The organism is Bradyrhizobium sp. USDA 4011, from assembly GCF_054063415.1.
In genome coordinates this window covers 3,487,894-3,512,664 of record NZ_JBSSGG010000001.1, presented here as the reverse complement: position 1 = coordinate 3,512,664, position 24,771 = coordinate 3,487,894, and the positions used below count along the sequence as shown (strand labels likewise).

The following is a 24,771-nucleotide window of genomic DNA, read 5'->3' as shown; positions in this document are numbered from 1 at the left end:
TAGTTATTTCGTCGTCCCGGCCAAGCGAAGCGCGAGCCGGGACCCATACGCCGCGGCCCTCGGAAGAGGCACAAGCGGCAGCCAGCTTTGCCAGTTGCGATGGGCCGGTGGTTATGGGTCCCTGCTTTCGCAGGGACGACAGCGAGAGAGTTAGAAGGGTAGTTTAGCTTTCAAAAAGGAGGATCCGATGGATCTCGCTTTCACCAAGGAAGAGATAGCGTTTCGCGAGGAGGTACGGGAGTTCTTCAAGAACAACGTGCCGCCGGAGACCCGGCGCAAGCTGCAGGAAGGCCGCCATCTGTCGAAGGACGAGATGGTCACCTGGTGGCGCATCCTCAACAAGAAGGGCTGGGGCGTCACCCACTGGCCGAAGGAATATGGCGGCACCGGCTGGAGCACCGTGCAGCACTACATCTTCAACGAAGAGCTGCAGTCCTATCCCGCGCCGCAGCCGCTCGCCTTCGGCGTCAGCATGGTCGGCCCGGTCATCTACACATTCGGCAATGAGAAGCAGAAGAAGGAATATCTGCCGCGCATCGCCAATGTCGACGACTGGTGGTGCCAGGGCTTCTCGGAGCCGGGCTCGGGTTCGGACCTTGCGTCGCTGAAGACCAAGGCCGAGCGCCGTGGCGACAAGTGGATCATCAACGGCCAGAAGACCTGGACCACGCTCGCCCAGCACGCCGACATGATCTTCTGCCTCTGCCGCACCGATCCGGCCGCGAAGAAGCAGATGGGCATCTCCTTCATCGTGTTCAGCATGAAGTCGAAGGGCGTCACCGTGCGCCCGATCCAGACCATCGACGGCGGCCACGAGGTCAACGAGGTGTTCTTCGACGACGTCGAGGTTCCCTACGAGAACCTGATCGGCGAGGAGAACAAGGGCTGGGACTACGCAAAATTCCTGCTCGGCAATGAGCGCACCGGCATCGCCCGGGTCGGCGTCTCGAAGGAGCGGCTGCGCCGCATCCGCGCGCTGGCCTCCAAGGTCGAGTCCGGCGGCCGCGCCATCATCGAGGATCCGGCGTTCCGCGAAAAGCTCACGGCCTGCGAGATCGAGCTGAAGGCGCTCGAGCTCACCCAGCTCCGCGTCGTCGCCGACGAAGGCAAGCACGGCAAGGGCAAGCCCAATCCGGCCTCCTCGGTGCTCAAGATCAAGGGCTCGGAAATCCAGCAGACCACCACCGAGCTTCTGATGGAGATCATCGGTCCGTTCGCCGCGCCCTATGACGAGCACGGCGATGCCGGCTCGAACGAGAGCATGGATTGGACCGCGCAGATCGCGCCGAGCTACTTCAACAACCGCAAGGTTTCGATCTACGGCGGCTCCAACGAGATCCAGCGCAACATCATCAGCAAGGCGGTGCTGGGGCTTTGATGCTCTTCTCCCTTGGCCCCGCTCTTGCGGGGAGAGGGTTGGGATGAGGGGCCTCTCTCCGTGCAGGGAATGCCGAGAGACCTGTACCCCCTCACCCGGAACGCATCTCGCGATGCGTTCCGACCTCTCCCCGCAAGCGGGGCGAGGTGAAGAGGTCCCGGTTTGAACAACGATCAGTTAGTTAGGGGAACGAACATGGATTTTGATCTGTCCGAGGAGCAGCGGCTTCTCAAGGAAAGCGTCGACGGATTGCTGGCTGATGCCTACGACTTCGATGCACGCAAGAAGTACATGAAGGAGAAGGGCGGCTGGAGCAAAGCGCTCTGGGGCAAGCTCGCCGAGCAGGGCCTGCTCGGCCTGCCCTTCGCGGAGACCGATGGCGGCTTCGGCGCCGGCGCGGTCGAGACCATGATCGTGATGGAAGCGCTCGGCAAGGCGCTGGTGGTCGAGCCTTATCTGGCCACCGTCGTGGTCGCCGGCGGCTTCCTGCGTCATGGCGGCTCGGCCGAGCAGAAGGCCAAGTACATCCCCGGCATCATCGACGGCAGCAAGACCTTCGGCTTCGCGCAGCTCGAGAAGAACTCGCGCTACGATCTCCATGACGTCGTGACCACGGCCAAGAAGAAGGGCGAGGGCTGGGTGATCGACGGCGAGAAGTTCGTCGTGCTCAACGGCGAGAACGCCGACACCTTGATCGTGACCGCGCGCACCAAGGGCGGCCAGCGCGACAAGACCGGCATCGGCGTGTTCCTGGTTCCGGCGGACGCGAAGGGCGTCACCAGGAAGGGGTATCCCACCCAGGACGGCCTGCATGCGGCCGACATCACCTTCACCAATGTCGAGGTCGGCGCGGATGCCGCGATCGGCGATCCCGAGAATGGCCTGCCCCTGATCGAGCGCGTCGCGGACGAAGCCCGCATTGCGCTGTGCGCGGAAGCGGTAGGCGCGATGGACCAATCGCTGAAGGACACCGTCGAGTACATCAAGACCCGCAAGCAGTTCGGCGTTGCGATCGGCTCGTTCCAGAGCCTGCAGCACCGCGCCGCCGACATGTTCGTGGCGCTGGAGCAGGCCCGCAGCATGTCGATGTTCGCGACCATGGCGTCGGACTTCAGCGATGCCAAGGAGCGTTCGTCGGCGGTCGCGGCCGCCAAGGTGCAGGTCGGCAAGTCCTTGAAGTTCGTCGGCCAGCAGTCGATCCAGCTTCATGGCGGCATCGGCATGACCATGGAAGCCAAGATCGGCCACTACTTCAAGCGGCTGACCATGATCGAGAACACGTTCGGCGATACCGACTACCACCTCCGTCGCGTCAGCGAGGGCGGCGGTCTGTTGGCGTAAGCACACTGATGTCATTCCGGGGCGCCGCAGCGCGGCGAACCCGGAATCCATTTCACAACCAATGATGTGGCCTAATAGATTCCGGGTTCGCGACTGCGTTGCGCCCCGGAATGACGGCGCATCCGGGAGGCAACAACAATGAAGAACACCCCGTTCGATCTCACCGGCCAGGTTGCGGTCGTCACCGGCTCGAGCCGCGGCATCGGCCGCTCCTCGGCGGAACTGCTGGCAAAAACTCGGCGCCAAGGTCGTGATCTCCTCGCGCAAGGCGGATGCCTGCCAGGAAGTCGCCGACGGCATCAAGAAGGCGGGCGGTGACGCGCTCGTCATCCCCTGCAACATCGCGCGCCGGGCGGAAGTCGAGGGACTGATCTCGGGCACGATCAAGCACTACGGCAAGATCGACATCCTGGTCTGCAACGCCGCGGTCAATCCCTACTACGGCCCGCTGCTCGACATCACGGACGAGGCCTTCGACAAGATCATGGGCTCCAACGTCAAGAGCAACATCTGGCTTTCCGCGCTGGCGATCCCGCAGATGGCCGAACGCGGCAAGGGCTCGGTCGTCATCATCTCCTCGATCGGTGGCCTGCGCGGCTCGACCGTGATCGGCGCCTACGGCATCTCCAAGGCGGCGGACTTTGCGCTGTGCCGCAGCCTCGCCGGCGAATGGGGCCCGAAGGGCGTGCGCGTCAATTGCGTGGCGCCGGGCCTGGTGAAGACCGATTTCGCCCGCGCGCTGTGGGAGGATCCGGACAATCTGAAGCGCCGCACCGCGTCGACGCCGCTCCGCCGCATCGGCGAGCCCGACGAGATCGCGGGCGCGGTAGCCTATCTCGCCTCCGATGCCTCGACCTTCATGACCGGCCAGACCATCGTGGTCGACGGCGGCGTCACGACGGCTGCGACGTAAGGCACAATGAACTTTGATTGAATCGCTTTGGCCGCGCACTCGCTTCACCTCTCCCCGTTGGGGAGAGGTCGATTTGCGAAGCAAATCGGGTGAGGGGCCGCAGCTCTGACGAGAGACCGTAACCCCTCACCCGGCGCTACGCGCCGACCTCTCCCAAGGGAGAGGTGAACCTCCGCTGCCGATCCAGGCTTAGACCTGCTCCAGCGCGCGCTGGAAATCCTCGATCAAATCGTCGGGGTGCTCGAGCCCGGCCGAGAAGCGGATGAAGCCTTCGCTGATGCCGAGCTCGGCGCGAGCCTCCGGCGCGAGGCGCTGATGCGTCGTGGTCGCGGGATGCGTGACCAGGCTCTTGGCATCGCCGAGATTGTTGGAGATGCGCGAGATCTTCAGCGCATTGAGGCAGCGGAAGGCGCCGGCCTTGCCGTCCTTCACCTCGAAGCCGACCAGCGTCGAGCCGGCGCCCATCTGCTTCTTCACCGTTTCGGCCTGCGGATGATCGGGGCGACCGGGATAAACCAGCCGCGTGATCTTCGGATGCTTCGCCAGCGCCTCGGCGATCTTCGCCGCGTTTTCGGTCTGCGCGCGCACGCGGATGCCGAGCGTCTCCAGACCCTTCAACAGCACCCAGGCGTTGAACGGCGACAGCGACGGACCGGTCTGGCGCATGAAATTATGGATGTGCTCGGCGATGAAGGCTTCCGACGACAGGATGACGCCGCCGAGGCAGCGGCCCTGGCCGTCGATATGCTTGGTCGCGGAATAGACCACGACGTCGGCGCCGAGCGACAGCGGGCTCTGCCAGATCGGCGTCGCGAACACATTGTCGACGATCAGCCGGGCGCCGCCGCTATGCGCGATCTCCGCGATCGCGCCGATGTCGAGCACGTCGAGCGTCGGATTGGTCGGGCTCTCCAGGAAGAAGGTCTTGGTGTTGGGCCGCAATGCGCGTTGCCACTGGTCGAGATCGAGGCCGTCGACCAGCGTCGTCTCGATTCCGTAGCGCGGCAGCAGGTCCTGCACGACGTAGAGGCAGGAGCCGAACAGCGCCTTCGATGCCACCACGTGGTCGCCGGCCTTCAGCGGCGCGAGGATCGCGGTGGTCACCGCGGCCATGCCGGTCGCGGTCGAGCGCGCGGCTTCGGCGCCCTCGAGCTCGATCATGCGGCGCTCGAACATCGCAATGGTCGGATTGGAATAGCGCGAATAGATGAAGCCGGGATCCTGGCCCTTGAAGCGCGCCTCGCATTGCTCGGCGGTGTCGTAGACGTAGCCCTGGGTGAGAAACAGCCCTTCCGACGTCTCCCCGAATTGCGAGCGGAGCGTGCCGCCATGGACGAGGCGGGTTTCGGGACGAAGGTGGGCAGTAGACTTGGCTTCAGAAGACTTGGATTCAGACATGTGACCTCCGAAGTGGCCATTTCCTGGCGAAAATGGCCACAAAAAAACCGGCCTGGAGCAACCTCCACAAGCCGGGATCACACTGTCCCCGGCCTGTTTAGCGACTTATTTAACGTGGCTGCAAGCCGGCCGGCTCAAATCACCACGGGATAAGTGGAGCTGATATTCCCTCGCGCCCTTTCCGTCAAGACGGTCATCGGATAACCCGTAAAAGCCCATAATTTGGGGCTTGATGGCCGCTCAGAGTATGATTTTGGGCCATCTCGAGGGATCGCCAAGGGACCGCATCGTGTCGTTCACGCTGGAAGACGAATCCAACGGAATTCTGCCCGACCGCATGATCGCGGAGATGGCGGAGGCCGGCCTCATTCTGCCCGCCTATGACTTTGTCGAGAGCCAGATCCAGCCGGCAAGCCTCGATCTTCGCCTCGGCGACATCGCCTACCGCGTCCGCGCCAGCTTCCTGCCCGGTCCCGATGCCACCGTCGCCGAGCGGATCGACCAGCTGAAGCTGCACGAGATCGATCTCTCCGACGGCGCGGTGCTGGAGACCAACTGCGTCTACATCGTCCCGCTGCTGGAAAGCCTGGCGCTGCCGCCGGAGATCGTGGCCGTGGCCAACCCGAAGAGCTCGACCGGACGGCTCGACGTCTTCACCCGCGTGATCGCCGACGGCACCCGCCGCTTCGACATGATCGGCGCCGGCTATCACGGCCCGCTCTACGCCGAGATCAGCCCGAAGACGTTTCCCGTGCTGCTGCGCGAGGGCTCTCGGCTCAGCCAGGTCCGTTTCCGGATCGGCGAGGCGACATTGACCGCCGACGAGCTCGACGCCCTGCATGCCGCCGAGCGGCTGGTCGATGCCGACGATGCCGATCTCACTCACGGCGTCGCGCTGTCGGTCGATCTCTCCGGCGAAAACTCGGGCGGCTTCGTCGGCTATCGCGCCAAGCGCCACACTGGCGTGGTCGATGTCGATCGCCGCGGCGGCTATTCGGTCGACGAGTTTTGGGAGCCGATCAAGGCGCGGCCCGACGGCAGCCTGATCCTCGATCCCGGCGAGTTCTACATCCTGGCGTCGAAAGAGGCGGTGCAGGTGCCGCCGGATTACGCCGCGGAGATGGTGCCGTTCGATCCGCTGGTCGGTGAATTCCGCGTCCACTATGCCGGCTTCTTCGATCCCGGCTTCGGCTATGCCGGCGCCGGCGGCAAGGGTGCGCGCGCCGTGCTCGAAGTGCGCTCGCGCGAGGTGCCGTTCATTCTCGAGCATGGCCAGATCGTCGGCCGCCTCGTCTATGAACGCATGCTCGAACGCCCCGACGCGCTCTACGGCCAGCGCATCGGCTCGAACTACCAGGCGCAGGGACTGAAGCTCTCCAAGCATTTTCGCGTATAATTCCGCAACCTGGATTTCTTGTCGCGAGACAAGACCGTCTCGCCATTATTCTCCGCCGTCATTCCCCGCGAAAGCGGGGAATCCAGTACGCCGAGGCCTCTCCATCGACAACGACTGTCTCTGGAATACTGGATCGCCCGATCCCGTCTACGCCAAGGCTTCGACGAGGCCTACAGTCTCAGGCACGCCGAAGCTTCAGCGGAGGCGGCAAGTCGGGCGATGACACCGAGTGTGTTGGTTGCGTCGTCTCTTCGGCGATGACACAGTCCAGCAAACAACAAACCGGGAGTGAACATGAGCGCCGCAGCAGATTCAGCGCAGCAAGAAGCGCGGTGGCGGAAGTGGCGCAGCGTCGCCGATCTCTATCACGCCTTCTTCACCGGGCTGATCCTCACCGTGGTCACGCGCCGCGGTACCGCCGACGCCGCCGAGTTCGTCTTCCGCGTGTTTCGCCGCCAGCAGCAGGAGCGCTTCCTGCCCGGCTTGAAGAAGCTCGGCCTCGACGGCCTGCCGCCGGCGGTCGCGGCCGCGCAATATCACTATCTCTCCAACTGGATCGGCGGCGTGCATGTCGAATACATGTACGAGACCGACCGCAAGGCCTGGATCCGCTATCCGCCGCCGCGCTGGATCTGGAAGGGCACGGCGATCTGCGGCGTGCCCGGCGAGGTCTCGCGCGCGATGCTGCGCGGCTGGCACGCCAACAACGGTGTCGCGCTCGGCGATCTCAGGCTCGGCTTCGTCTGCACCAAGCAGAGTGTCGACGGCCAGGACGGGCTCGAGGGCTATTACTGCGAGTACGATCATCCGCTCGAGCTCGACCAGCGCCTGGTGTTCGCCCGCCATCTCGAGGCGCCGCTGTTCGATTCCGGAACCGCGCCGGCATTGCCGGTCGACAGCTGGCCGAAACCGCGGCTGGAAAAGGCCTATCGCAACTACGCGATGGAATATGTGAAGACGGCCGCGCCCGTCATCGTGCAGGTGTTCGGCCCCGAGGATGCGAGCTATCTGCTGCACCTCACCGGCAAGCTCATTGGCATGCAGTATTTTGACGAGGTCGCGCAGGCGCTCGGTGGCCGTCGTGGCCGTGCCGCGGAATTTGCCGCATTCCTGCGCGTGCTCTTCGAGTCGCAGGATGATGTCGCTGACATCAGCGAGTCCGAGGGCCAGTTCGAGATCCGCCAGCAGGGCTGGAAGCTGATGGCTGATGTGGCCGATTATCACCCGGCCTGCGCCAGCGTTCTGACAGGCTTGTTCGAAGGGCTGGCGGCCGGCTGCGGACGGCACATTCCGGTGCATCTGAGGCCAAATGGCGCCGCCGACGCGCCGTTCGTGTGGTCGGTCGGCTAGGTCAGAGGTTCACCTGCAATCACGCAGGCCCCCCTTGCGTCCCGCGCACGTGGAATCCGCGTTCGCCATGGTAGGGAAACACCATGGCGCGGCTCCCGAAGATCGCGCGTGGGAGTGGAAATGTCCGATCTCGGCCTCGCCGAAATACCCGTCGACGAACAAGAACGGCCGCTGCCGCCGCCGGTGACCAGGCCGGCGCGCAACGCGCTGCTCGACGGGCCGATTTTGCGCACGCTGTTGTGGCTGGCGTGGCCGAACGTGATCGCGCTCTCCGCCGGCACCTGCGTGGTGATCGCGGAGACCTCCTATATCGGCCGGCTCGGCGTCGAATCGCTCGCGGCGATGGCGCTGGTGTTTCCCTGCGTGATCCTGACCATGACGATGTCCGGTGGTGCGATGGGCGGCGGCGTCGCATCCGCGATCGCGCGCGCGCTCGGCGCCGGAGAGATCGAGCGCGCTTCGACGCTTGCAATGCATGCGCTGCTGATCGGATTGACGTTCGGTCTGACTTTCATGCTGGGCATGCTGACCTTCGGTCCGCGCCTGCTCGAATTGCTTGGTGGCCGCGGCAATGTGCTGGCGCAGGCGATCGCCTATTCGCAGATCTTCTTCGGCGGCGCGATCCTGCCCTGGCTGATGAACACGATGGCCGGCATCCTGCGCGGCACCGGCAACATGAAGCTGCCGTCGACCATGATCCTGTCCTCGGCGGTGTGGCAGATCATTCTCGGCGGCACGCTCGGGCTCGGCCTCGGGCCGGTGCCGCAATTCGGCATGCGCGGCGTCGCGGCGGGTTCGCTGATCGCCTATTCGATCAGCATCAGCGTGATGGGCTGGTATCTGTTCTCGGGCCGCGCCCGCGTGAAGCCGAAGCTCAAGGGGCTGCGCGTGCAATGGGCGATGTTCATCGACATCCTCAGGGTCGGCGCGGTCTCCTGCTTCTCGCCGCTGCAATCGGTTTTGACGATCTCGATCTTCACCCACATGCTGGCGCAGTTCGGCACCGCGGTGCTTGCCGGCTACGGCATCGGCGCCCGGCTCGAATTCATGCTGACCTCGGTGGCGTTCGCGGTCGGTATCGCCTCGGTGCCGATGATCGGCATGGCCGTCGGCGCCGAACGCGTCGCTCGGGCGCGGCGCATCGCCTGGACCGCGGGCACGCTGTCGTTCCTCGCGGTCGGCGTGGTCGGCAGCTTCATCGCCGTCTTCCCCGACCTCTGGGTCAACCTGTTCACCAACGATCCGCATGTCCGGGCGACCAGCCATCAGTATCTGTCGACCGCCGCGCCGATGTACGCCTTCATTGGGCTTGCGATGTCGATGTATTTCTCCTCGCAAGGTGCGGCGAAGGTGCTGGGGCCGGTGCTGGCGCAGACCGCGCGGCTGATCTTCATCGGCACCGGCGGCTGGTGGCTGTCGACCCATGAGGCGAGTGCGCAAGATTTCTTCGCACTCGCCGCCGCTTCGATGGGCGTGCTCGGCGTGCTCTCCTGCCTCAGCGTGATCCTGACGCGCTGGGGCAAGTCCTCACCGGTCACCCAGGCGCAGCCGGCGCTGTCTTGAGCTATTGGACCCGTCATCCTGAGGAGGCCGCGCAGCGGCCGTCTCGAAGGATCGACGGCCCGGATGCTTCGGCGTCCGCTCGCGGACACAGCGGGGCTGTCGCCCTTCGAGACGGCCGCTGCGCGGCCTCCTCAGGGTGACGGTCGCATGTTGAATGCGCGGACGGTCGCGTGACCTGCAAGGTCACGCCGCGGGCTTCTCCCGCGCCGATTTGGCAAGCGCCGCCTGCATCGCGGCCGCGCCGAGGTCCATCTGCGCGTCCATGTAGGACGCAATCTCGTGCGGCAGCACATCGGCGATCCACACCACCCGGCAGCGCGCATCGCCTTCGGCAAACACCTGCACCGAGGCGGAATGCTGCTTCAGCCGTTCGCTGGTGATCGCATAGACCAGCCGTCGTCGCTTGTCGTCGCAATCGACCAGCGTCTCGCGCGCCACGGTGCCGTTGGCGAAGGTGACGGTGCGGACGTCGCCGACGAGTTGCGTATCGGTCACGAAGCCCGGCACCAGCCGCGTATGCAGCGCGCCGAAATCGCGCAGTGCGTTCCATACATGATCGGCCGGCGCGTCGATCGGAATGTCCTTGTGAATTGAAGCCATGGTTTTGATCCTTTCGAGAGAGGGCGTCATTGCGAGGAGCGAAGCGACGAAGCAATCCATATCGCAGCAGACGGAAACATGGATTGCTTCGCTCCGCTCGCAATGACGGCGGAATGCGGGGAATGCGTCTAGGTCGACACCGCTTCGACATTGTTGCCGTCGGGGTCGAGCAGGAACGCCGCGTAGTAGGTCGGGCTGTAGTCCTTGCGATGGCCCGCCGCGCCGTTGTCCTTGCCGCCGGCCTTCAGGCCCTCGGTGTGGAATTTCTTGATCGCGTCATGGCTCGGGGCGCGGAACGCGACGTGCGCGCCGCCTTGGGTCTTGCCCTTGTGCAGATGCAGCCAGAGCGCCGGCTCGCCCTTGGGGCCGAAGCCCGCGCCGCTGTCGTCGCGTGAGCAGAGCACGAAGCCGAGCGGCGCCAGCACCGCGGTGTAGAAGCGCACGCTGGCGTCGAGGTCGGCGACGCGCAATCCGATGTGGTCGTACATGATGGGGTCTCCAGTCGCTGGGCGCGTCGATGGACGCGCGGACCGGAGCAATCCTGCTATTGCAGCGCAAGGCGTTCTTGGAGAATCTTGCGGTCGCCGCGGGAGGCTTGGCGGAACTTCAGCGGCGAGGCACCGGCGGCGCGGTGGAAGCTGCGCACGAAATTGGAGAGGTCGCCGAAGCCGACATCATAGGCGATGTCGGTAACCGGGCTGTCGTCATCCACCAGCCGTCGCGCCGCATGGCGCAGCCGCGAGCGCACGAGATATTGATGCGGGGTCACGCCGACCACCGCGGAAAACAGCCGCAGGAAATGGAAGGTGCTCAGGCCGGCCTGCTTCGCGGCATCGTCGAGATCGATCTGATGGTGTGAATTGGCGTCGATCCACAGCGCCGCTTCAACGGCGCGGCGGCGGTCGCGCAGGCCGGCGGTGAGGGGCTTTGCCTTGCGGTCCGACACCAGCTCGACAAGACGGCTGGCGAGGAGGTGACCGATCTCGTCGAGCCCGACGTCGCTGTTGCCAGCTGCCGCCGTTTGGGCGAGCTCTCCGATCACCATCAATTCGGGTAGCGGCGGCACCGAGCCGACCTGCCAGACCGAGGTGCGGTCGCCGATCGTCTCGACCAGCTCCGGGTCCAGGAAGAACGACAGGCATTCGTCGCCGACCACATGGTCGTGCGTGCAGGTGTATTCATCGCCGGGATGGCCGACCAGGATCGAGCCTGCCACCAGCTCATGGAAGCGGCCGCGACAATGGCAGCCGAAGCTGCCGCTGCGCACATAGGACACCGAGTGGCAGGCGAACTGCTCGACGAACGGCTTGTCGCCGGGCTCCGCCGTGCAGCGAAACTCGTTCACCGTGATGCGATCGCGCTGCAGCAGTGTGGTCCGGCTCATACCCCCAAATTTAGGGCTGCGGCCGTGGCGGCGCAACGCCGGCAAGATCACCATTGCCGCCACGCATGGTCGCGGCGGTACCCCACGATCGCCTCGATCTCCCCGGGGAGGCGCATCTCGCCCGCATCTGGAATCTTGACGTTCGGTTAAGCATGTCACGGCTGGAATGTGGGGCCCGACGAGCCTCCGGTCACGCATCTTAAAGGCTTTGCCCGCTATCTGGTCGCCGGCATGCTGCTCGAAAGAACGATCGGCGGAACGATGACGAGCACGAGCGCCGAAGCCGCGCCCGGCAGCGCAGGCATGGTCGGGCGCGCGAGCGGGCGTGTTCACCCGCTCTTCGCGTTGTTGCTACTGGCGTTGGTGTTGCGCCTTGCGGCCGCGGTCTGGCCCAACGTGATCTATCCCGACGAGACCTTTCAGTATCTCGAGCCGGCGTGGCGGATGCTCGGCCATGACGGCATCTTGACATGGGAATGGCGCGACGGCATTCGCGGCTGGTTCCTGCCGACATTGATGGCCGGGCCAGTTGCCCTCGGCGATGCGATTGTGCCTGGTGGCGCGGGTGCGTTCCTGGTGCCGCGTCTGATCGCCGCATGCGCGTCGCTGTCGATCGTCGTCAGCGCCTGGTTGCTTGGCGCGCGGGTCTCGCGCACCCATGCCTTCGTCACGGCCTTCGCGGCCGCGGCCTGGTTCGAATTGATCATGCTCGCGCCACACACATTGGGCGAGCCGCTGGCGACAGCGCTCATCGTTCCGGCGGCGCTGCTGGTCACCGATCATCCGTCACAGCGACGTCTCGCGATTGGCGGTGCCTTGCTCGCCTTCGCCTTTGTCTGCCGCTTCCAGTTTGCGCCGGCCATCGCCGTGCTGGCCCTCGGGGCGTGCTGGATGCGCTGGCGAAACCTGGTTTCGCTGGTCGCCGGCGGGCTCGTTGCGCTGCTGCTCGCCGCCGCGATCGACCTGGCGCATGGCAGCGTGCCGTTCGCCTGGCTGATCGCCAATATCCGGGAAAACCTTGTCCACGATCGCGCCATCGAATTCGGCGTGTCGCCGCCGTCGGCCTATCTCATCGACTTCCTGACCGTGTGGTCGGTGGCGATCCTGATCCCGCTCGCTGCGATCTGGCGCGGCTGGCGGCACGCACCGCTGCTGCTGGCCGTGGCGCTGGTCAACCTCGTCTTCCACAGCCTGATCGCGCACAAGGAATACCGCTTCATCTTCCTGTCGGTGGTGCTGTTCACCATCGTCGCGGCGCTGGGATCGGCCGATTGGGTACAGTGGCTGCGTACGAAAGACACGTGGCGCCGCTGCGCATTGCCGATCGTCCTCGGTGGCTGGGCGCTGCTGTCAGTGGCGCTGGCCGGCACCAGCGAAGAGATGCGCGAGTACTGGACGCGCGGCGTCGGTGCTGCGCGGCTCGCGGTTGAGCTGCGCAGCGATCCGCAGATGTGCGGCCTTGCGCTTTACGACGTTCGCTTCCAGCAGTTGCCGGGGCGCGAACGATTGGTCGGCCCGGTGCCGCTCTATGCGCTGCAGCCCGCCGATCCGCTCGCCGAGCTGATCCTGCCGCCGTTGCTGCTGCGGGCGACCCAGCCGGCCTTCAACCGCATCCTTGCGCGGCCCGAGGCCGCAGGCGATCTGCCGGCGGATTTTTCACGGCAAAGCTGCGCCCGCGTCGGCTTCAGCGATGCCTGCATCTATGCACGCGGCGGAAGCTGCGACGCATCCGCCGCTGCGCCCTTTATGATCAATGACGTGCTTGTGAGGATGGGCTGGTAGCGGGCGGCGGCGCGGCGATCGGTGTCAATGCACGCTTGATCCGCTGCCTCGGCCCGGGCTATGGTCCGGCGGTCGCACCGTCGGGGCGACTCAAGCAATTGAGATCGCGGGCGTAGTTCAATGGTAGAACGGCAGCTTCCCAATCTTTTGTGAAGTCTCTCCACCGTTACACATGGTGCCCGCAAACCCCTTGTTTTACAGTAGTTTACGCGACTCGACCGTCGTATAGTTCGGCATGGTTATCCGCCTCAATCCGTGTGAAAGGCGTGCCAAATCGTGCCAATTCTTGGACTCACAGATCTCTCCGTTCAGTCACTGAAGCCCGGTCTGTACATGGACCGGAAGACGCCGGCTTTTGGCTTGCGCGTCGGCAAGCGGCGAAAGACCTGGATCGTCCTAAAGGAGCCAAATCGCACCAAAATTCGGCTGGGTCATTATCCCGATCTCAAGCTCGCGGAAGCGCGCCGCCGCGCGTTCGTCGCGCTCGGCACTCCCGTCGGGCAGAAGGAAATCAGCATCGAGTTCGACCAAGCTAAGCTCGTCTTCGTCGAGGAGAACTACAAAGGTAAAAGCGAGCGCACCAAGTCCGAAACGTTTCGCCTCCTTAACCGCTTAGATTTTCGATGCACGCTTGACGAACTTGACGATGCAACGATTGAGCGTGAACTCGGGAAGCTCGCCGATGTGCCCAGTGAGCAGCTACATGCATTCCGCGCACTCCGTACGATGCTTCGCTGGTGCACGAAACCTCCGCACCGCTACATCAAGCGCAGTCCGCTCGAAGGCTACCCTGCTCCTGGGAAGGATAAGAAACGTAATCGCATCCTGAGCGATGCCGAGCTCAAGAAGGTATGGCATGCGTGCGAGGGCTTCTTCGGCGACATGATCCGGCTCATCATTTTGTGGGGATGTCGAAACGGTGAAATAGGACGGCTGCAACGAGCATGGCGTGAAGGGCGCGTGGTCACCATCCCCGGAGAATTCACAAAGAACGGGCGCGCGCACGCAATCCCGATCCTGCCGATGGCGCGTGCGATCCTCGATCGACAAGAAAAGATAGGCGACAATTGGAGAGACAAGAATACCGACTACTACTTCCCCGGTCACATCAAGAATACACACTTCAACGATGGCTCGTGGGGAAAATTAAAAAAAGAGATCGACAAGCGATCAGATGTGACTGGATGGCAAGTGCGCGATCTTCGGCGAACCTTCCGAACCATGCTCGCGCGCCTCCGAATATCGCGCGAGATCGCAGAGATCATGCTCAACCACGTGACCGGTGGGGGCAAAACCGACCTCGACGAGATTTACGACAGGTACGATTACCTACCCGAGAAACGCGCTGCGCTGCAAAAGCTCGAAGCTCATTTGAAAAAACTGCTCGGTTAACGAGCAACTTCGGATAAGCTCGCCTCGTCGGCTGACTAACAGCCGTCGCGACGGCTCCAACCAAAGGAGTCTAGCGATGTCTGGTAAATCAGTGGTCACATTCAAGCGTCTCCGTTCAGATTTCGGAATACCTTACAGTCGTACTCACCTTGACCGTTTGGAAAAGGCGAAAAGGTTTCCGCAGAGTTTTAAGCTCTCGCCCTATCGCGGTTCCCCACGGGTGTGGTGGGTGATTGAGGTCATCGAATATTTGGAGAGATGCGCGAAGGCCAGGTCCGACGCTCCGAAATGAGGAGCGGGACGGCGCTTCCAAAACGCCGTCCTCCTCTCGGGAGGGTGTCATGAACATTCTTCGCATGTTTATAGGAATGGTGGGTGCGATCCTTTGTTTTATCGGTCTCGTTTCCGTTTGGGGAACATGGGTGGGCAATGAAAGCACTACTGGCCCTTGGGTACTGTCAATAGTCGGAGCGGTCATGTGGCTGCAAGGCCTCCCCGTCATCTGGGCCAGTGAGCAAGAGGAAAGGAGAAAGTTCTATCGCAAGCTCCTCAAAGGGGAGAAGGATTGATGGCCGTCTCTCAAGACAAATGTATCCAATGCGGGAATCGGGCTCGGCGCAGAGACATTGAACTAATATCACCTTCCGATGCGCTGGATGCTGACGGCACATTCATGGGTTTGCCGTATTGGTTCTGCTGCGAAGACTGCTACAAAAAGGCAGTCCGTAAATATCTCGACCCTCGCTATGACTTTGATAAACGGGCCGAAGATGACGAGGAATGTGCCGAACGAATAAGGGAAGCACTCGTTGATTATCACGTGAAAGCAGGCGGTACCCTTTTGCAGACCCTGCTTAGTCCCGTTGCCTGGAAAAAACCCGCTGACTACATTCGCCCTGAAAAGGACGCGGCGATCGACGCTTTTGAAACAAAGCGGGTTGGTGAAATCACAGGAGCCGAGATAGAACTGCACAATCGCCTCTTTGCTGAATGGATGCACGCGTTGGGAGAGGAAATAGATACGAGAGACAAGGAAGAGGCGAAGCGGCATCAGGAAATGAGAAAACTTACGGAAGAGGAGAATGAACGGCAGGCGCTACAAGATGCCTACGAGGAAATGCTCGAGCCCAAGCCCATTCCCTTGGAATACGGATTTCATCACACGCATATTATTGGAAGTTCCGGCCAGGGTAAGTCGACTCTGATCATCAAACAGATCCTTGACCACCTTCTCTCACCGGAGAGACCTGCACTCGTTGTCATTGATCCCAAAGGCACGATGGTCAACGACCTTCGAATGATTGAGTCGTTCTCACCTACCAGCGAACTGTACAGTGCAGGACACTGGACGTTTCCGCACCTGATCGTAATTGATCCCACGCTTTTCCCGCCGGCGCTAAATCTATTCGCGCCGCCAAAACGCACATATTCTGCGCGAGTCAACGAGCAGCTCTCGAACAACACCATTTCGCTGCTTCAGTATGTCTTCAGTGCTAAAGGCTCGGCGCTCACTGACAAACAGATGACATGCTTCTCGTTCGCCGTCGGGCTCATGTTCACAATCCCGAATGCCACGATACACACTCTCCTCGATCTCATGAACGATCCTGTGCCGAAAGCGGGAGGCATACCGCCGACCAGTCCGTTTAAGCCGTACATCGACAAACTCGGAGCAACGTCCAAACGGTTCTTCTATGACTCGTTTTATAATCCAACGGAATACGGTGCCACCAAAGACCAGATCTCTAGCCGCATATACGGGATGCTTCGGTATCCCACGTTCGACGCAATGTTCTCCGCGACCCAAAACAACGTGGACATGTTCGATCATCTGCAAAAAGGGCGCATCGTTCTCATCTCAAGCCCAAAATCCATTCTCGGTACGGAGGGATCACAACTCTTTTCCAGATATATGGTCGCGCTTACGCTCCAAGCGGCTTTCGAGCGCATTGCGATCAGTCGAGACAAATGGCATCCCGCCTTTCTCATCATCGACGAGGCACAGGATGTAATCGATGAAGTGAAAACCCCCGAACTTTTGGAGCAAGCCAGAGAGTTCAAGCTTGGCGTCACCGTCGCCCATCAGAATATTAAGGGCCAATTGACTGACGCACTTTTTTCGTCAATCTCCGCAAATACGCGGATCAAGTACGCAGGCACCCGTTCGTCGCAAGATGCCACGGTGATGGCCCGCGATATGCACTGTGACGCCGAGTTCATTATGAAGCAGCCTATCGGCAGCTTTGCGTGTTTTGTGGGAGGGATGACCGAGCACCCCTTTACTGTTTCATTAGAGCTGGGGGAGATCCAGACCTATCAGAAAATGGAAGTATCGGAGTTCGATTCTCTCGTTGAGAAGCTCTCCGGGTTTCTCGGCGTGGACGAGACGATCGAAAAGCAAGAGCAGATGCCGCTTCCGGAGCCCGCGTCCCCTTCTGCGACCGCAGCAGTAGAAACGCGATCGACCGAGGACAGTTCTCCGCAACCTGACACTTCAGTTCCACGACAGAGCGGCAGTGATCCTAGCAAACCCACTAAGTGGAAGCGCGGCGCTGACCACTACAAATAGCTCACAAATATTTGTCCTCAGCTTCGTCTGTACGATGTGCCACATAGCGCGTCACGGGCGAGCGAGGTCCTACATAGCTGCCGTCTATTTTTTCCTACTTGGGCGTTCTAGCTATGCTTCATGAATTCCCGTTGGTCAACGACTCCCACTAAGCGATGCGGTCAAGTCGTATCCATTCGACCGAACGTCGCTGGCGATATTGAAATCCTCAAGTGCCTCGGGCGCTACAAAATTCTGACGGCGGATGATATCGCAGCGCTCACGAGACGCTCGTACGGCGCGGTAATAGCGCGCCTCAATCTCCTGAAGCGCAAGCCGAACGAGCTGATCCAGGTTCACCGCACGCAGCTAGAGCATCCGCGGATGTATCAATGGGCCGCGCAAGCCCTGCATCTCACTAATAAGGGCATCGCCAGGCTCCAAGAGATCGGCTTCGAGGTCGCGGATCGCGAATCTTCGATCCACTTCATTCACCAGCTCACCGAAAGTCAGACTGCGGCTTCGTTTGAAATCGGCGCGCGTGAGCGGCTGATCCCCTTCAATGAAATCTTGAATAGCCCAAGCACGCCCAAGATGCTTGCGGAGAGCGGCGATCACTCAATCCCGGTCGCGTTTTTATACAAGGGCAAGGACTACAACTACAGGCTCACGCCTGACGGGCGCCCATTCGGCATCGCCTATTCGGACGATACGTACCGCTTCTGTGTCTTTGAAACCGACTGCGCTTCTGAGCCATTGGTGTCGAGCAATCGGGATCGGCAGGCCATCGAAACGAAGCTCGCGGCCTATCTGACGGTGCTGGAACGCGGGCTCTATCAGACACACTTCGGTCTGCCAAATCTGACCGTTCTCTTTACCTCGACGACCAAGACGCGCGTCGAAAACATGATCGCGCTCTTGGCCTCGATGAACGCCAAATATCTGAATTGCTTTGGTTTCCAAGTTTTCCCGACCATCATCAGTGACTCCAAGCAGCCGGAGCCTGGGTGGGCGGTGAAAAGGCCGTGGACACAAGTGCACGGTCATCTCAACCTAGGAGAGCCGTGAATGGAGAGACTTCAGCGCATCAAGGAATTGCTCGACCAACAAGAAAAGATCGGACTCGAACTGACAGCCCTTCGAGAACAAGCCACCCAAGAGTTGGAAGCGTTCTCTACCCCGAAGCGAAAGCGTCGTACGAAGGCTGAAATCGCCGCCGAAGAAAAGTAGATCTGACGGAGAAGCAATGTGACAAGGGCCCGCGGAAATGCGGGCCTCAATTTTCTTTTGCTTAGTCCGATGCGCCGCCCGCTCACGGACATCCCAAGCCGATACGGTGGAGGCTTCGGAGGCGCCCGAAACCATTCCCGATCGCCGGCGGTAGGGTTAGGAGGGGTGCGCGATCGGGAAGTAGTCTCCCCGCAGGAACCGATGTCGATCAAGCCGGTTCATGACGCGTGACGTGCGCGACTCCAGCGTCGACTGCTCGTTCCGCGGTATGGTACGTAGGACCGGTAATCACATCAGCAGTGGCGAAAGACGGTGCTTATGGTAGGGTAAGAACAGAAGAGGAACGTTCGTTGGCGCGATCTTTTGCAGCCGACCGAACTTAGGAGAGTGTTCGCCCATGTCTCAACGGTTCTTCACGACGACAGGCTCACAAGACCACGGCCCCGATCAACGCAGCAAGATTGGAATAGCGACCGTCGTTCTGCTCATCATCGGTGCTATTGCCGGGGGAGGTGGTTTTCTAAGCCACCTGATTGAACCACCCAAAGCGATTTTTCTTATCCTCTTGGCAATGTTCGTATGGTCCGTCGGCGGTTGGTTCCTCGGCGGATGGCAGCTCGTACTGGCCGGACTTGCGGCACTGGCCGCAGCTCTTGCCGCTTCAAACGGCGACTACGTTCTGTCGGTAGCTCTTTCCGTTTTCTTGTTTGTGTTTCTATCGACACACCTGCATGTCGTCGATCGAAAACGATAATTCTAAGGGCCTCATTTGAGGCCCTTTCCTTTTGATTTCCAATACGACCAACAAGAAAACGCCGGATAGCGCACAGCCGCGCAAGGTTTAGGGCTTCTTCAGATCGACGATTAGAGTTCGCTTCCAGAGTGACGTCTCGCAAATTATGCGAGGCGCGTATTGACGGCATACGGAATCAAGCAGGTCCGGCACGCAAGCTCCGCGATAGCTGCCCGCAATTACAAATTTCTTTGCTGGATCTTTGACGCTGATCTCCACATGCGTTTCCCTTTGAAAATCCTCTCGTACTTGCCCTAATTCCCTCCCTGCAGTGTTTAGAGCGACAAAATAAGCATCTTTGAGAGACGCATATCCTTCATAGACCCCGTAGCCTACGCCGATAACTATTCCGACTGTAACCACAACACCCAATGGCCCGTTGCCCGTCGTCACGAGCTTCACTCGCTCGTAGCCGACGATCAGAGAGCCGCCACCTCGCAAAATCAAAAACACAAACCAGATAAGTAGGCCAAGCGCGATTACGAGTGCTGGCAGCCAAAACCACCAGCCCCATTCAAGAGACACGCACCATACGAGTTCGGGCATCTGACCTACTCCGCAGGCATGTATCGTGTGATGAGGAGGCCAAATGGATGCTTCACTGTGATGTACCCTCTACCGACCGTGAAATTTGCATCGCCGATCGTTGTTGAAAATTCTGAGGCGCCTCCCAAAAATACTTTGCTGACCAGATCAGAGTACTTTTCTGAAAAAATTATGATGGCTGAGTCCAACGATTGTACCTGACTAAGGTTAAAATCGCCGCGGGGCGTGCGGAGGTACGCCCCTCGCATGAACATCGGCACAGCCGTCGACAAAAATTTCGGATTGGCTAGGGCCTCCCTGTTATTGTCCTTTAGATATTGTAAGAATAGCCCCACAGTTTCATATACATTTCGTGTGTAGACTGCTGGGTCAAGTCCCAGAACCTGTGCTGCAATCTTTGGGTCGGCGCCGAGACCGCCAAATTCGACCTCACAGGAAGTCCCGCTTTTCCGCGTAATAGTCGTGCAGGCGGCTTTGGTCCCGTACGCTTCCCATGGCGCCTCCTTAAAGGTGCATGGACAGCCAGGCGCCTGCGCGAGTGCTATTCCAATGTCGAAAAGAAAGTACCAGCCCGCGGCGGCTGAGACTAAGCACGTCGCGATCCGTTGGCGTCTAAGATTGTGATTTTCCCACACGTCAGGATTCCTCGTGCCGATGGCATGCCCCCATGCCTCTAAGTGGCGTGTCGCCCTGCCACAACCAGACGCAGTAGGACGACTAAGTTCAGTTGCATGAAACCCCAGGGGACTACGGAGTTATAACCAGCCCGGCTCTCGTCAATAAGCTATTTTGGCTCGCTACCGTATACGGGTCGTGCTGATCATTTCGTGGATAGATTCTGTAGCTCGCCCAACCGTTCGCTGGCGGGGTCTTGTGAACGACGATTCTGAGATAGGGTTTGGCGGCTGGAGGATTTGGAAATACGAACAGGTCCGTCGAACCCTCGACAAACATATTTGCTCCGGTGGGCGTAGTCCCAGTGGCCGGGTCAGTGACGAGCCGACTCTTCGCAATGCCAATACTTTGCCAGCTGCCGGGCACTCCAGTGTCGGAGACCGAGCCCTCAATTTCAGTGATGCCGTTTGTGTGCTGAATGACAATCAGATCTCGTACGCTGGTGGCAGCCGTGAATCGATACGTCACATTGGCACGCGAAGCGTCAGGAGTATTGTTCGATGAGTAATGATGATCGTGCAGTACGAATGGCTCGGGCGCGAAGACAAAGGGAGCCGGTTCAACGAGGTACCCAACTCCTATCCGAGCGGGATCAGTAATCGGAAAGTCCATCTGCCATTTGTTATGACGTAACGGCATGCAATCGGCGTCGCAAGAATTGGCAGGAATCTGGATCGTTTGAATACGAACGGTCGTCATCTGCAAACCTCAAATGAAAATGGTGAAATCTAATAAATTGAGGCTTGGATTATGCACAACTATTGATACACTTCAATTCAAGATTGTTCTAGACGATCTGGCTGGACGCGAACCAGTCAGCATGTCAGACGGGACATGTCGTTTCCGCGACGCAACAGCGCGCGGGACCAGGCAAGGTGAAAGTGCGCGTTCTACTCGGAACCCCCTCCTTCCGCACTCAACTACCCGACCCAATTGTCGACTGATTGTAAGAACATAAGCCCCAACGCCGCTGCATACCCACTTCTGACACAACGAAGGCGCCTAGTTGGCGTCAAACTCCAATCGCGTCATCGCTTCTTGTTCGATATTGCCGTTCGCGACACCTTTCAGACTGATGGTCATGCCGAAAATACGATTGCGTTCCTTTCTAAACTGAAGCGTTTGCTGAGCATCGCCGGATGCGCCGTTCTTGGGTCGCAGTCGGAAAAAGTGCGTACTCGGGCCAAATAAATCTTCGCGCCCATACCATTCATTGCCACTCGCAGCTCTAAAGTAATACGAGCCAACAGGCACCTTCGTGGAATACGATTCGCCGCCTCTCACAAAGATCCAAATCTGATCTCCGGCATTGTCCGCATTAATTAGCTTGATCAGGTAGTTCTGGCCTGACTCAGTTAGCATAGTAAATGGCGCGATCGCGTTCCGGCGTCTTCGGGGCTGCATGTCGCCGGTCGCTGGAGCCGGTTTGGTTTGCTTCTCAGTGGCGTCCACAGCCGCCGGCGAGCTGCGGATGGCCGTCTGAGGCGTTCGTGGCGAAGCTCGATACGCCGCTTTAGGTATCTTGGCCACCTCGAACGTCTGGACAGGGGGGATGGGTATCATGGATAAGGGCAGCATCTGCCCCTCACCTCCATCCATCACATACTTATTGCGTTCGACGATCTCCTTGTTTCGCTCCGAGATACAGGGAATGTCGGCATCCTGGCAGTCGCGAACAGGTGGTTGCGCCGAGGAAATAGAGGCCGCCGCCGTCAGAGTGTTGCTCTTCGTGACAGAAGGAGCAGGCGGCCGTTCCTTTCTTTGATTGGCAATGGTGGCGTAGATCGCGCCGCCAGCGAAGAGGATGGCCAATAACGGTCCAAAACTGCGACGTGGTGCACGAGGCGCCATCGGTCAGCCGCCAGCGATGCGTCGCTTTCGAGCGACATAGTTGACCAGCAATCCTAAAGCGATGAGTGTAAGCAAGGCTCCGATCAGAGAGTGACCTTCTGACCCGCTCCCGCCGTGGCCATTTTGTGATGCGAACGGCGTTGCCGCCGAACGCGGTTCGTTTTCAATTGGATAATCGCTCAGGCTGCGCGGCGAAGACGGATCATTCGCATTTGACGCCAGACGCATAGGAGCGCCAGACCCGTCATCAACGATAAACGAAATGAACTTTCGATCGGAATCGATCGCGTCCGGCTGACCAAGATTGACGCCAGCAAGGGCGGCTTCGACCGAGCGCGTGACAGTCGTCTCGCCATCGCGCATAGCCGTCTCGACAAATTTCTGCCCCGCGATTGACACGCCCCCACTCATTGATGAAGCCTTGACGAATAGCGTTTGGCCGCCCTTTCTAGATGCCGTCGAGTAGCTGGCAATCGTAACGAATAATTCGCTCGGATGATATTCGGGAAGCCTCCCTGCAAGCTTCTCTGAATCGAGAAGCGGCATTGCGTCCAGGGCGCCACAGAGACGGTCGTTGGCTTCCGTGATTTTGCGGGCCGCAATGTAGGCGCGAAAGACCTCTCGAAGTAATCCCAGCTCTTCGTAAAATTTGGCGTACTGATCGAATCTCGCGCTTACGTCCGTCGCCAGCCCATCTAGCCTAGGATCGTGGTCCGATAAATCCTCGTTTGTTGCGGGATCGTGAACGCGAACGAACATTATCGGGTTGACTTGCGACAGGTCGAACACGCTGCCGTGCCGCAAGAAAAATGATGCGTTGTGAACCGATTGATTAGCCGTTCGAATAAGTCCCTTCGATTGAAGAAGCGAACGAAGTGCAGGGTCGTCGAATGATGATCGAGCGGCCACTTCATTCATGATCGTTGTAGGCAATTCGGAGGGGGTGATTTCGAACCACAGCCGACTTCCGTGCCATTGTGGGTGTCCGGCTAACTGGTCGCGAGTACCAGTGAGGAGAGCTTTGGCGGCATATTCAACGTCCGCGGAAAGATACCCTTGGATCGCGGCTGCCCGAAGCTTGCCCGGCACGAGAATTGAAACGCCCGAAGACAACTCCTTTAGCAGTACATCGGCTTTGTAGAGAACCTCTCCTAGTCGTGTTTGCCGCAGCCACTCCGGATAGAAAACTAACTTCGCATGGAAGTTGGGGTAATGAGGCGAAATGTCATGCCAGATACCAGGATAGTCCTGAGTGGCGGAGACAGTGCGAATATTGACGCCGGGCTGAGCATTCTTCGCTTGTGCTGGAGCGTCGGACGGAAAGTCCCTCTTTATCTTCTCCCAAAATTCGTCAGACGCTTGGTCACCCTGCTGGCTCCAAAGCGCTCCATTGTCTGGATCAAGACTGAAATAGGGGTCACGATCACCACATGCCGCTCGAAGAGCTGTCAAGAATAATGCTGCATCCATCCGAGTCTTTGAAGCGCGGCCTGAAAGCACAATCTTTCCGTCGGATAGGGCAGACGCATCCAACGCGAATTCAAGCGGCATTCGATCGGCGGCAGCTCTGCTAAGGGAAACTCCTCCAGCGGCAGCAACGCCTTGAGTTTTAGGAGCGGAGGCGGAACTAATCGACGGGCTGGACAAGCCCGAGTTGAGCGCGGGTGCTCGCGCCGCTATTTTGGCGTTTGGTTGGGGAGCCTGAACGGATCCCCGCACCAGGCCTGTCGGGTCCCATCCAAGGTCCATGGCCACGAGTTGCCGGTCCGACGGACTCGCACTCAGCGCCTGGGCAGCCTTCTGGCGCTCATTGAGCGGTCGATTCGGATCAGTCGTGACAGTGCGCAGGAAATTAGATCCAAACCCATCTTCGGACGAGCTTCCGCGTGCGGAAATAGATGGCGAATTTAATGGAGATACCCTCGATTTTGGCGAAGTTGAGTTCGGGGGCGCGGACAATACATTCGGCGGCGAAGCCGTTTGCCGAACTACCGTTTGGAGCGCCAGCTGTCGAGACCTCTGTTCCCGCCATTGTGGTGTGCCCTGTTGGGTCTGGAGCTGCTTTTTAATAGCTCTTTGCTCATCCACCCGCTGCTGGAGGACTTTTGCGTATTGCTGCGATGCAATTCGTTGTTCCTCTTCGTGTCCATAGTCTACTAAGCCTTCGACGATTTTGCCGGCGAGAGCGGCGTCAATGCCAGCGCCAACCAGAGCCGCTGCGCTAAAGGTCGCAACGCCGGCGCTGCCCGCGCCAATAATTGCACAGGTGCCAGAAGCGAAGCATGGCGCTATCAGAGTGGTGCTAAGAGCCTTCCCAGCTGCCCAGCCGGCACCTGAAACTAGTGCCTGGTCCTTGAGCGTGGTTCCCAAACCGAGATTGTAATCTTGTTGGTGTTTGAAGAACTCCGGTATGGCTTTGGTGGCCGTAAGCAAATTGTCAATCGCCTTGACTCTTGCGTCGAGCATGCCTGCTGTCTTCCCAGCATCGATAGTCGCTGGCAGCCCGATGGATGCGATATCTGATACCCAATCAGCTCGCCCTTGTGACGGCGCGGCAACCACGATGCCGACGATAGTTGCAATTAGGCGACTTGAAGTCATCAGACGATGATTAGCTTTGATCCGACGCAT

The 24,771-nt window shown here is 60.1% G+C and carries 20 protein-coding genes, 1 pseudogene and 1 riboswitch; of the genes and pseudogenes, 13 read left to right on the top strand and 8 right to left on the bottom strand.

Annotated elements, in window-relative coordinates:
• Positions 1-187 precede the first annotated feature (187 nt).
• The 3 genes and pseudogenes from pimC (at position 188) to ACVW1C_RS16380 (ending at position 3,632) form a co-directional block, all read left to right on the top strand.
• Entirely contained in the window at positions 188-1,378 is a 1,191-nt protein-coding gene (gene pimC, locus ACVW1C_RS16390) for a pimeloyl-CoA dehydrogenase large subunit (protein ID WP_456759311.1), read from the top strand.
• 195 nt (positions 1,379-1,573) lie between these two features.
• Positions 1,574-2,719: a pimeloyl-CoA dehydrogenase small subunit gene (gene pimD, locus ACVW1C_RS16385; protein WP_456759310.1), complete on the top strand. Its 1,146-nt coding sequence runs from the start codon at positions 1,574-1,576 to the stop codon at positions 2,717-2,719.
• A 138-nt stretch (positions 2,720-2,857) separates the two neighbouring features.
• Positions 2,858-3,632 (top strand): annotated as a pseudogene (locus ACVW1C_RS16380) (SDR family NAD(P)-dependent oxidoreductase).
• 189 nt (positions 3,633-3,821) lie between these two features.
• On the opposite strand, the gene ACVW1C_RS16375 reads toward ACVW1C_RS16380, so the two are convergent.
• Positions 3,822-5,030, bottom strand: coding sequence for an O-succinylhomoserine sulfhydrylase (locus ACVW1C_RS16375; protein WP_456759309.1), 1,209 nt, complete (start codon positions 5,028-5,030; stop codon positions 3,822-3,824).
• 76 nt (positions 5,031-5,106) lie between these two features.
• Positions 5,107-5,186: riboswitch (SAM riboswitch) on the bottom strand.
• Positions 5,187-5,319: 133 nt separating this feature from the next.
• Here ACVW1C_RS16375 and ACVW1C_RS16370 point away from each other — a divergent pair.
• The 3 genes from ACVW1C_RS16370 to ACVW1C_RS16360 all read left to right on the top strand — a co-directional run bounded on the left by ACVW1C_RS16370 (position 5,320) and on the right by ACVW1C_RS16360 (position 9,339).
• A complete protein-coding gene (locus ACVW1C_RS16370) occupies positions 5,320-6,426 on the top strand; it encodes a 2'-deoxycytidine 5'-triphosphate deaminase (RefSeq protein ID WP_456759308.1) in 1,107 nt (368 codons plus the stop codon).
• Between the two features lie 294 nt (positions 6,427-6,720).
• Positions 6,721-7,776 carry a hypothetical protein gene (locus ACVW1C_RS16365; RefSeq protein WP_456759307.1) on the top strand — a complete coding sequence of 352 codons (1,056 nt, stop codon included), beginning with the start codon at positions 6,721-6,723 and terminating at the stop codon, positions 7,774-7,776.
• 120 nt (positions 7,777-7,896) lie between these two features.
• Positions 7,897-9,339 carry an MATE family efflux transporter gene (locus ACVW1C_RS16360; RefSeq protein WP_456759306.1) on the top strand — a complete coding sequence of 481 codons (1,443 nt, stop codon included), beginning with the start codon at positions 7,897-7,899 and terminating at the stop codon, positions 9,337-9,339.
• A 183-nt stretch (positions 9,340-9,522) separates the two neighbouring features.
• On the opposite strand, the gene ACVW1C_RS16355 is transcribed toward ACVW1C_RS16360, so the two are convergent.
• The 3 genes from ACVW1C_RS16355 to ACVW1C_RS16345 form a co-directional block, all read right to left on the bottom strand.
• Positions 9,523-9,939, bottom strand: a complete 417-nt coding sequence (locus ACVW1C_RS16355) for an SRPBCC family protein (RefSeq protein WP_456759305.1) — start codon at positions 9,937-9,939, stop codon at positions 9,523-9,525.
• A 128-nt stretch (positions 9,940-10,067) separates the two neighbouring features.
• Positions 10,068-10,427: a VOC family protein gene (locus ACVW1C_RS16350; protein WP_456759304.1), complete on the bottom strand. Its 360-nt coding sequence runs from the start codon at positions 10,425-10,427 to the stop codon at positions 10,068-10,070.
• 56 nt (positions 10,428-10,483) lie between these two features.
• Entirely contained in the window at positions 10,484-11,323 is an 840-nt protein-coding gene (locus ACVW1C_RS16345; protein WP_456759303.1) for a helix-turn-helix domain-containing protein, read from the bottom strand.
• 261 nt (positions 11,324-11,584) lie between these two features.
• Between ACVW1C_RS16345 and ACVW1C_RS16340 the strand changes: the two genes are divergently transcribed.
• From ACVW1C_RS16340 to ACVW1C_RS16310, 7 genes are all read left to right on the top strand, one after another.
• Positions 11,585-13,105, top strand: coding sequence for a 4-amino-4-deoxy-L-arabinose transferase (locus ACVW1C_RS16340; RefSeq protein ID WP_456759302.1), 1,521 nt, complete (start codon positions 11,585-11,587; stop codon positions 13,103-13,105).
• Between the two features lie 276 nt (positions 13,106-13,381).
• Positions 13,382-14,497 (top strand): site-specific integrase, encoded by a 1,116-nt coding sequence (locus ACVW1C_RS16335; RefSeq protein WP_456759301.1) that lies wholly within the window; start codon positions 13,382-13,384, stop codon positions 14,495-14,497.
• Positions 14,498-14,838: 341 nt separating this feature from the next.
• Entirely contained in the window at positions 14,839-15,066 is a 228-nt protein-coding gene (locus ACVW1C_RS16330) for a hypothetical protein (protein ID WP_456759300.1), read from the top strand.
• The gene (locus ACVW1C_RS16325) at positions 15,066-17,066 is read left to right on the top strand and encodes a hypothetical protein (protein WP_456759299.1); all 2,001 of its coding nucleotides are present in this window, start codon (positions 15,066-15,068) and stop codon (positions 17,064-17,066) included. The genes ACVW1C_RS16330 and ACVW1C_RS16325 overlap by 1 nt, the downstream gene beginning before the upstream one ends.
• Positions 17,067-17,186: 120 nt before the next feature.
• Positions 17,187-18,113 carry a hypothetical protein gene (locus ACVW1C_RS16320; protein ID WP_456759298.1) on the top strand — a complete coding sequence of 309 codons (927 nt, stop codon included), beginning with the start codon at positions 17,187-17,189 and terminating at the stop codon, positions 18,111-18,113.
• The gene (locus ACVW1C_RS16315; protein WP_456759297.1) at positions 18,114-18,275 is read left to right on the top strand and encodes a hypothetical protein; all 162 of its coding nucleotides are present in this window, start codon (positions 18,114-18,116) and stop codon (positions 18,273-18,275) included. It begins immediately after the preceding gene.
• A 397-nt stretch (positions 18,276-18,672) separates the two neighbouring features.
• Positions 18,673-19,029, top strand: coding sequence for a hypothetical protein (locus tag ACVW1C_RS16310; RefSeq protein WP_456759296.1), 357 nt, complete (start codon positions 18,673-18,675; stop codon positions 19,027-19,029).
• An 87-nt stretch (positions 19,030-19,116) separates the two neighbouring features.
• Here the strand turns inward: ACVW1C_RS16310 and ACVW1C_RS16305 are convergent, their stop codons facing one another.
• The 4 genes from ACVW1C_RS16305 to ACVW1C_RS16290 all read right to left on the bottom strand — a co-directional run bounded on the left by ACVW1C_RS16305 (position 19,117) and on the right by ACVW1C_RS16290 (position 24,771).
• Positions 19,117-19,614, bottom strand: coding sequence for a hypothetical protein (locus ACVW1C_RS16305; RefSeq protein WP_456759295.1), 498 nt, complete (start codon positions 19,612-19,614; stop codon positions 19,117-19,119).
• 747 nt (positions 19,615-20,361) lie between these two features.
• Positions 20,362-20,988 (bottom strand): hypothetical protein, encoded by a 627-nt coding sequence (locus ACVW1C_RS16300; protein WP_456759294.1) that lies wholly within the window; start codon positions 20,986-20,988, stop codon positions 20,362-20,364.
• A 303-nt stretch (positions 20,989-21,291) separates the two neighbouring features.
• Positions 21,292-22,101 carry a hypothetical protein gene (locus ACVW1C_RS16295; protein WP_456759293.1) on the bottom strand — a complete coding sequence of 270 codons (810 nt, stop codon included), beginning with the start codon at positions 22,099-22,101 and terminating at the stop codon, positions 21,292-21,294.
• 42 nt (positions 22,102-22,143) lie between these two features.
• The gene (locus ACVW1C_RS16290; protein ID WP_456759292.1) at positions 22,144-24,771 is read right to left on the bottom strand and encodes a hypothetical protein; all 2,628 of its coding nucleotides are present in this window, start codon (positions 24,769-24,771) and stop codon (positions 22,144-22,146) included.

What these genes read in the sequence shown, in the direction of transcription:
- ACVW1C_RS16315 (WP_456759297.1), top strand. Translation starts at nt 18,114, where the DNA reads ATGGAGAGACTTCAGCGCATCAAGGAATTGCTCGACCAACAAGAAAAG.
- ACVW1C_RS16355 (WP_456759305.1), bottom strand. Translation starts at nt 9,939, where the DNA reads ATGGCTTCAATTCACAAGGACATTCCGATCGACGCGCCGGCCGATCAT.
- ACVW1C_RS16340 (WP_456759302.1), top strand. Translation starts at nt 11,585, where the DNA reads ATGACGAGCACGAGCGCCGAAGCCGCGCCCGGCAGCGCAGGCATGGTC.
- ACVW1C_RS16330 (WP_456759300.1), top strand. Translation starts at nt 14,839, where the DNA reads ATGAACATTCTTCGCATGTTTATAGGAATGGTGGGTGCGATCCTTTGT.
- ACVW1C_RS16290 (WP_456759292.1), bottom strand. Translation starts at nt 24,771, where the DNA reads ATGCGTCGGATCAAAGCTAATCATCGTCTGATGACTTCAAGTCGCCTA.
- ACVW1C_RS16375 (WP_456759309.1), bottom strand. Translation starts at nt 5,030, where the DNA reads ATGTCTGAATCCAAGTCTTCTGAAGCCAAGTCTACTGCCCACCTTCGT.
- ACVW1C_RS16345 (WP_456759303.1), bottom strand. Translation starts at nt 11,323, where the DNA reads ATGAGCCGGACCACACTGCTGCAGCGCGATCGCATCACGGTGAACGAG.
- ACVW1C_RS16305 (WP_456759295.1), bottom strand. Translation starts at nt 19,614, where the DNA reads ATGCCCGAACTCGTATGGTGCGTGTCTCTTGAATGGGGCTGGTGGTTT.
- ACVW1C_RS16350 (WP_456759304.1), bottom strand. Translation starts at nt 10,427, where the DNA reads ATGTACGACCACATCGGATTGCGCGTCGCCGACCTCGACGCCAGCGTG.
- ACVW1C_RS16365 (WP_456759307.1), top strand. Translation starts at nt 6,721, where the DNA reads ATGAGCGCCGCAGCAGATTCAGCGCAGCAAGAAGCGCGGTGGCGGAAG.
- ACVW1C_RS16320 (WP_456759298.1), top strand. Translation starts at nt 17,187, where the DNA reads ATGAATTCCCGTTGGTCAACGACTCCCACTAAGCGATGCGGTCAAGTC.
- pimD (WP_456759310.1), top strand. Translation starts at nt 1,574, where the DNA reads ATGGATTTTGATCTGTCCGAGGAGCAGCGGCTTCTCAAGGAAAGCGTC.
- ACVW1C_RS16300 (WP_456759294.1), bottom strand. Translation starts at nt 20,988, where the DNA reads ATGACGACCGTTCGTATTCAAACGATCCAGATTCCTGCCAATTCTTGC.
- pimC (WP_456759311.1), top strand. Translation starts at nt 188, where the DNA reads ATGGATCTCGCTTTCACCAAGGAAGAGATAGCGTTTCGCGAGGAGGTA.
- ACVW1C_RS16360 (WP_456759306.1), top strand. Translation starts at nt 7,897, where the DNA reads ATGTCCGATCTCGGCCTCGCCGAAATACCCGTCGACGAACAAGAACGG.
- ACVW1C_RS16325 (WP_456759299.1), top strand. Translation starts at nt 15,066, where the DNA reads ATGGCCGTCTCTCAAGACAAATGTATCCAATGCGGGAATCGGGCTCGG.
- ACVW1C_RS16310 (WP_456759296.1), top strand. Translation starts at nt 18,673, where the DNA reads ATGTCTCAACGGTTCTTCACGACGACAGGCTCACAAGACCACGGCCCC.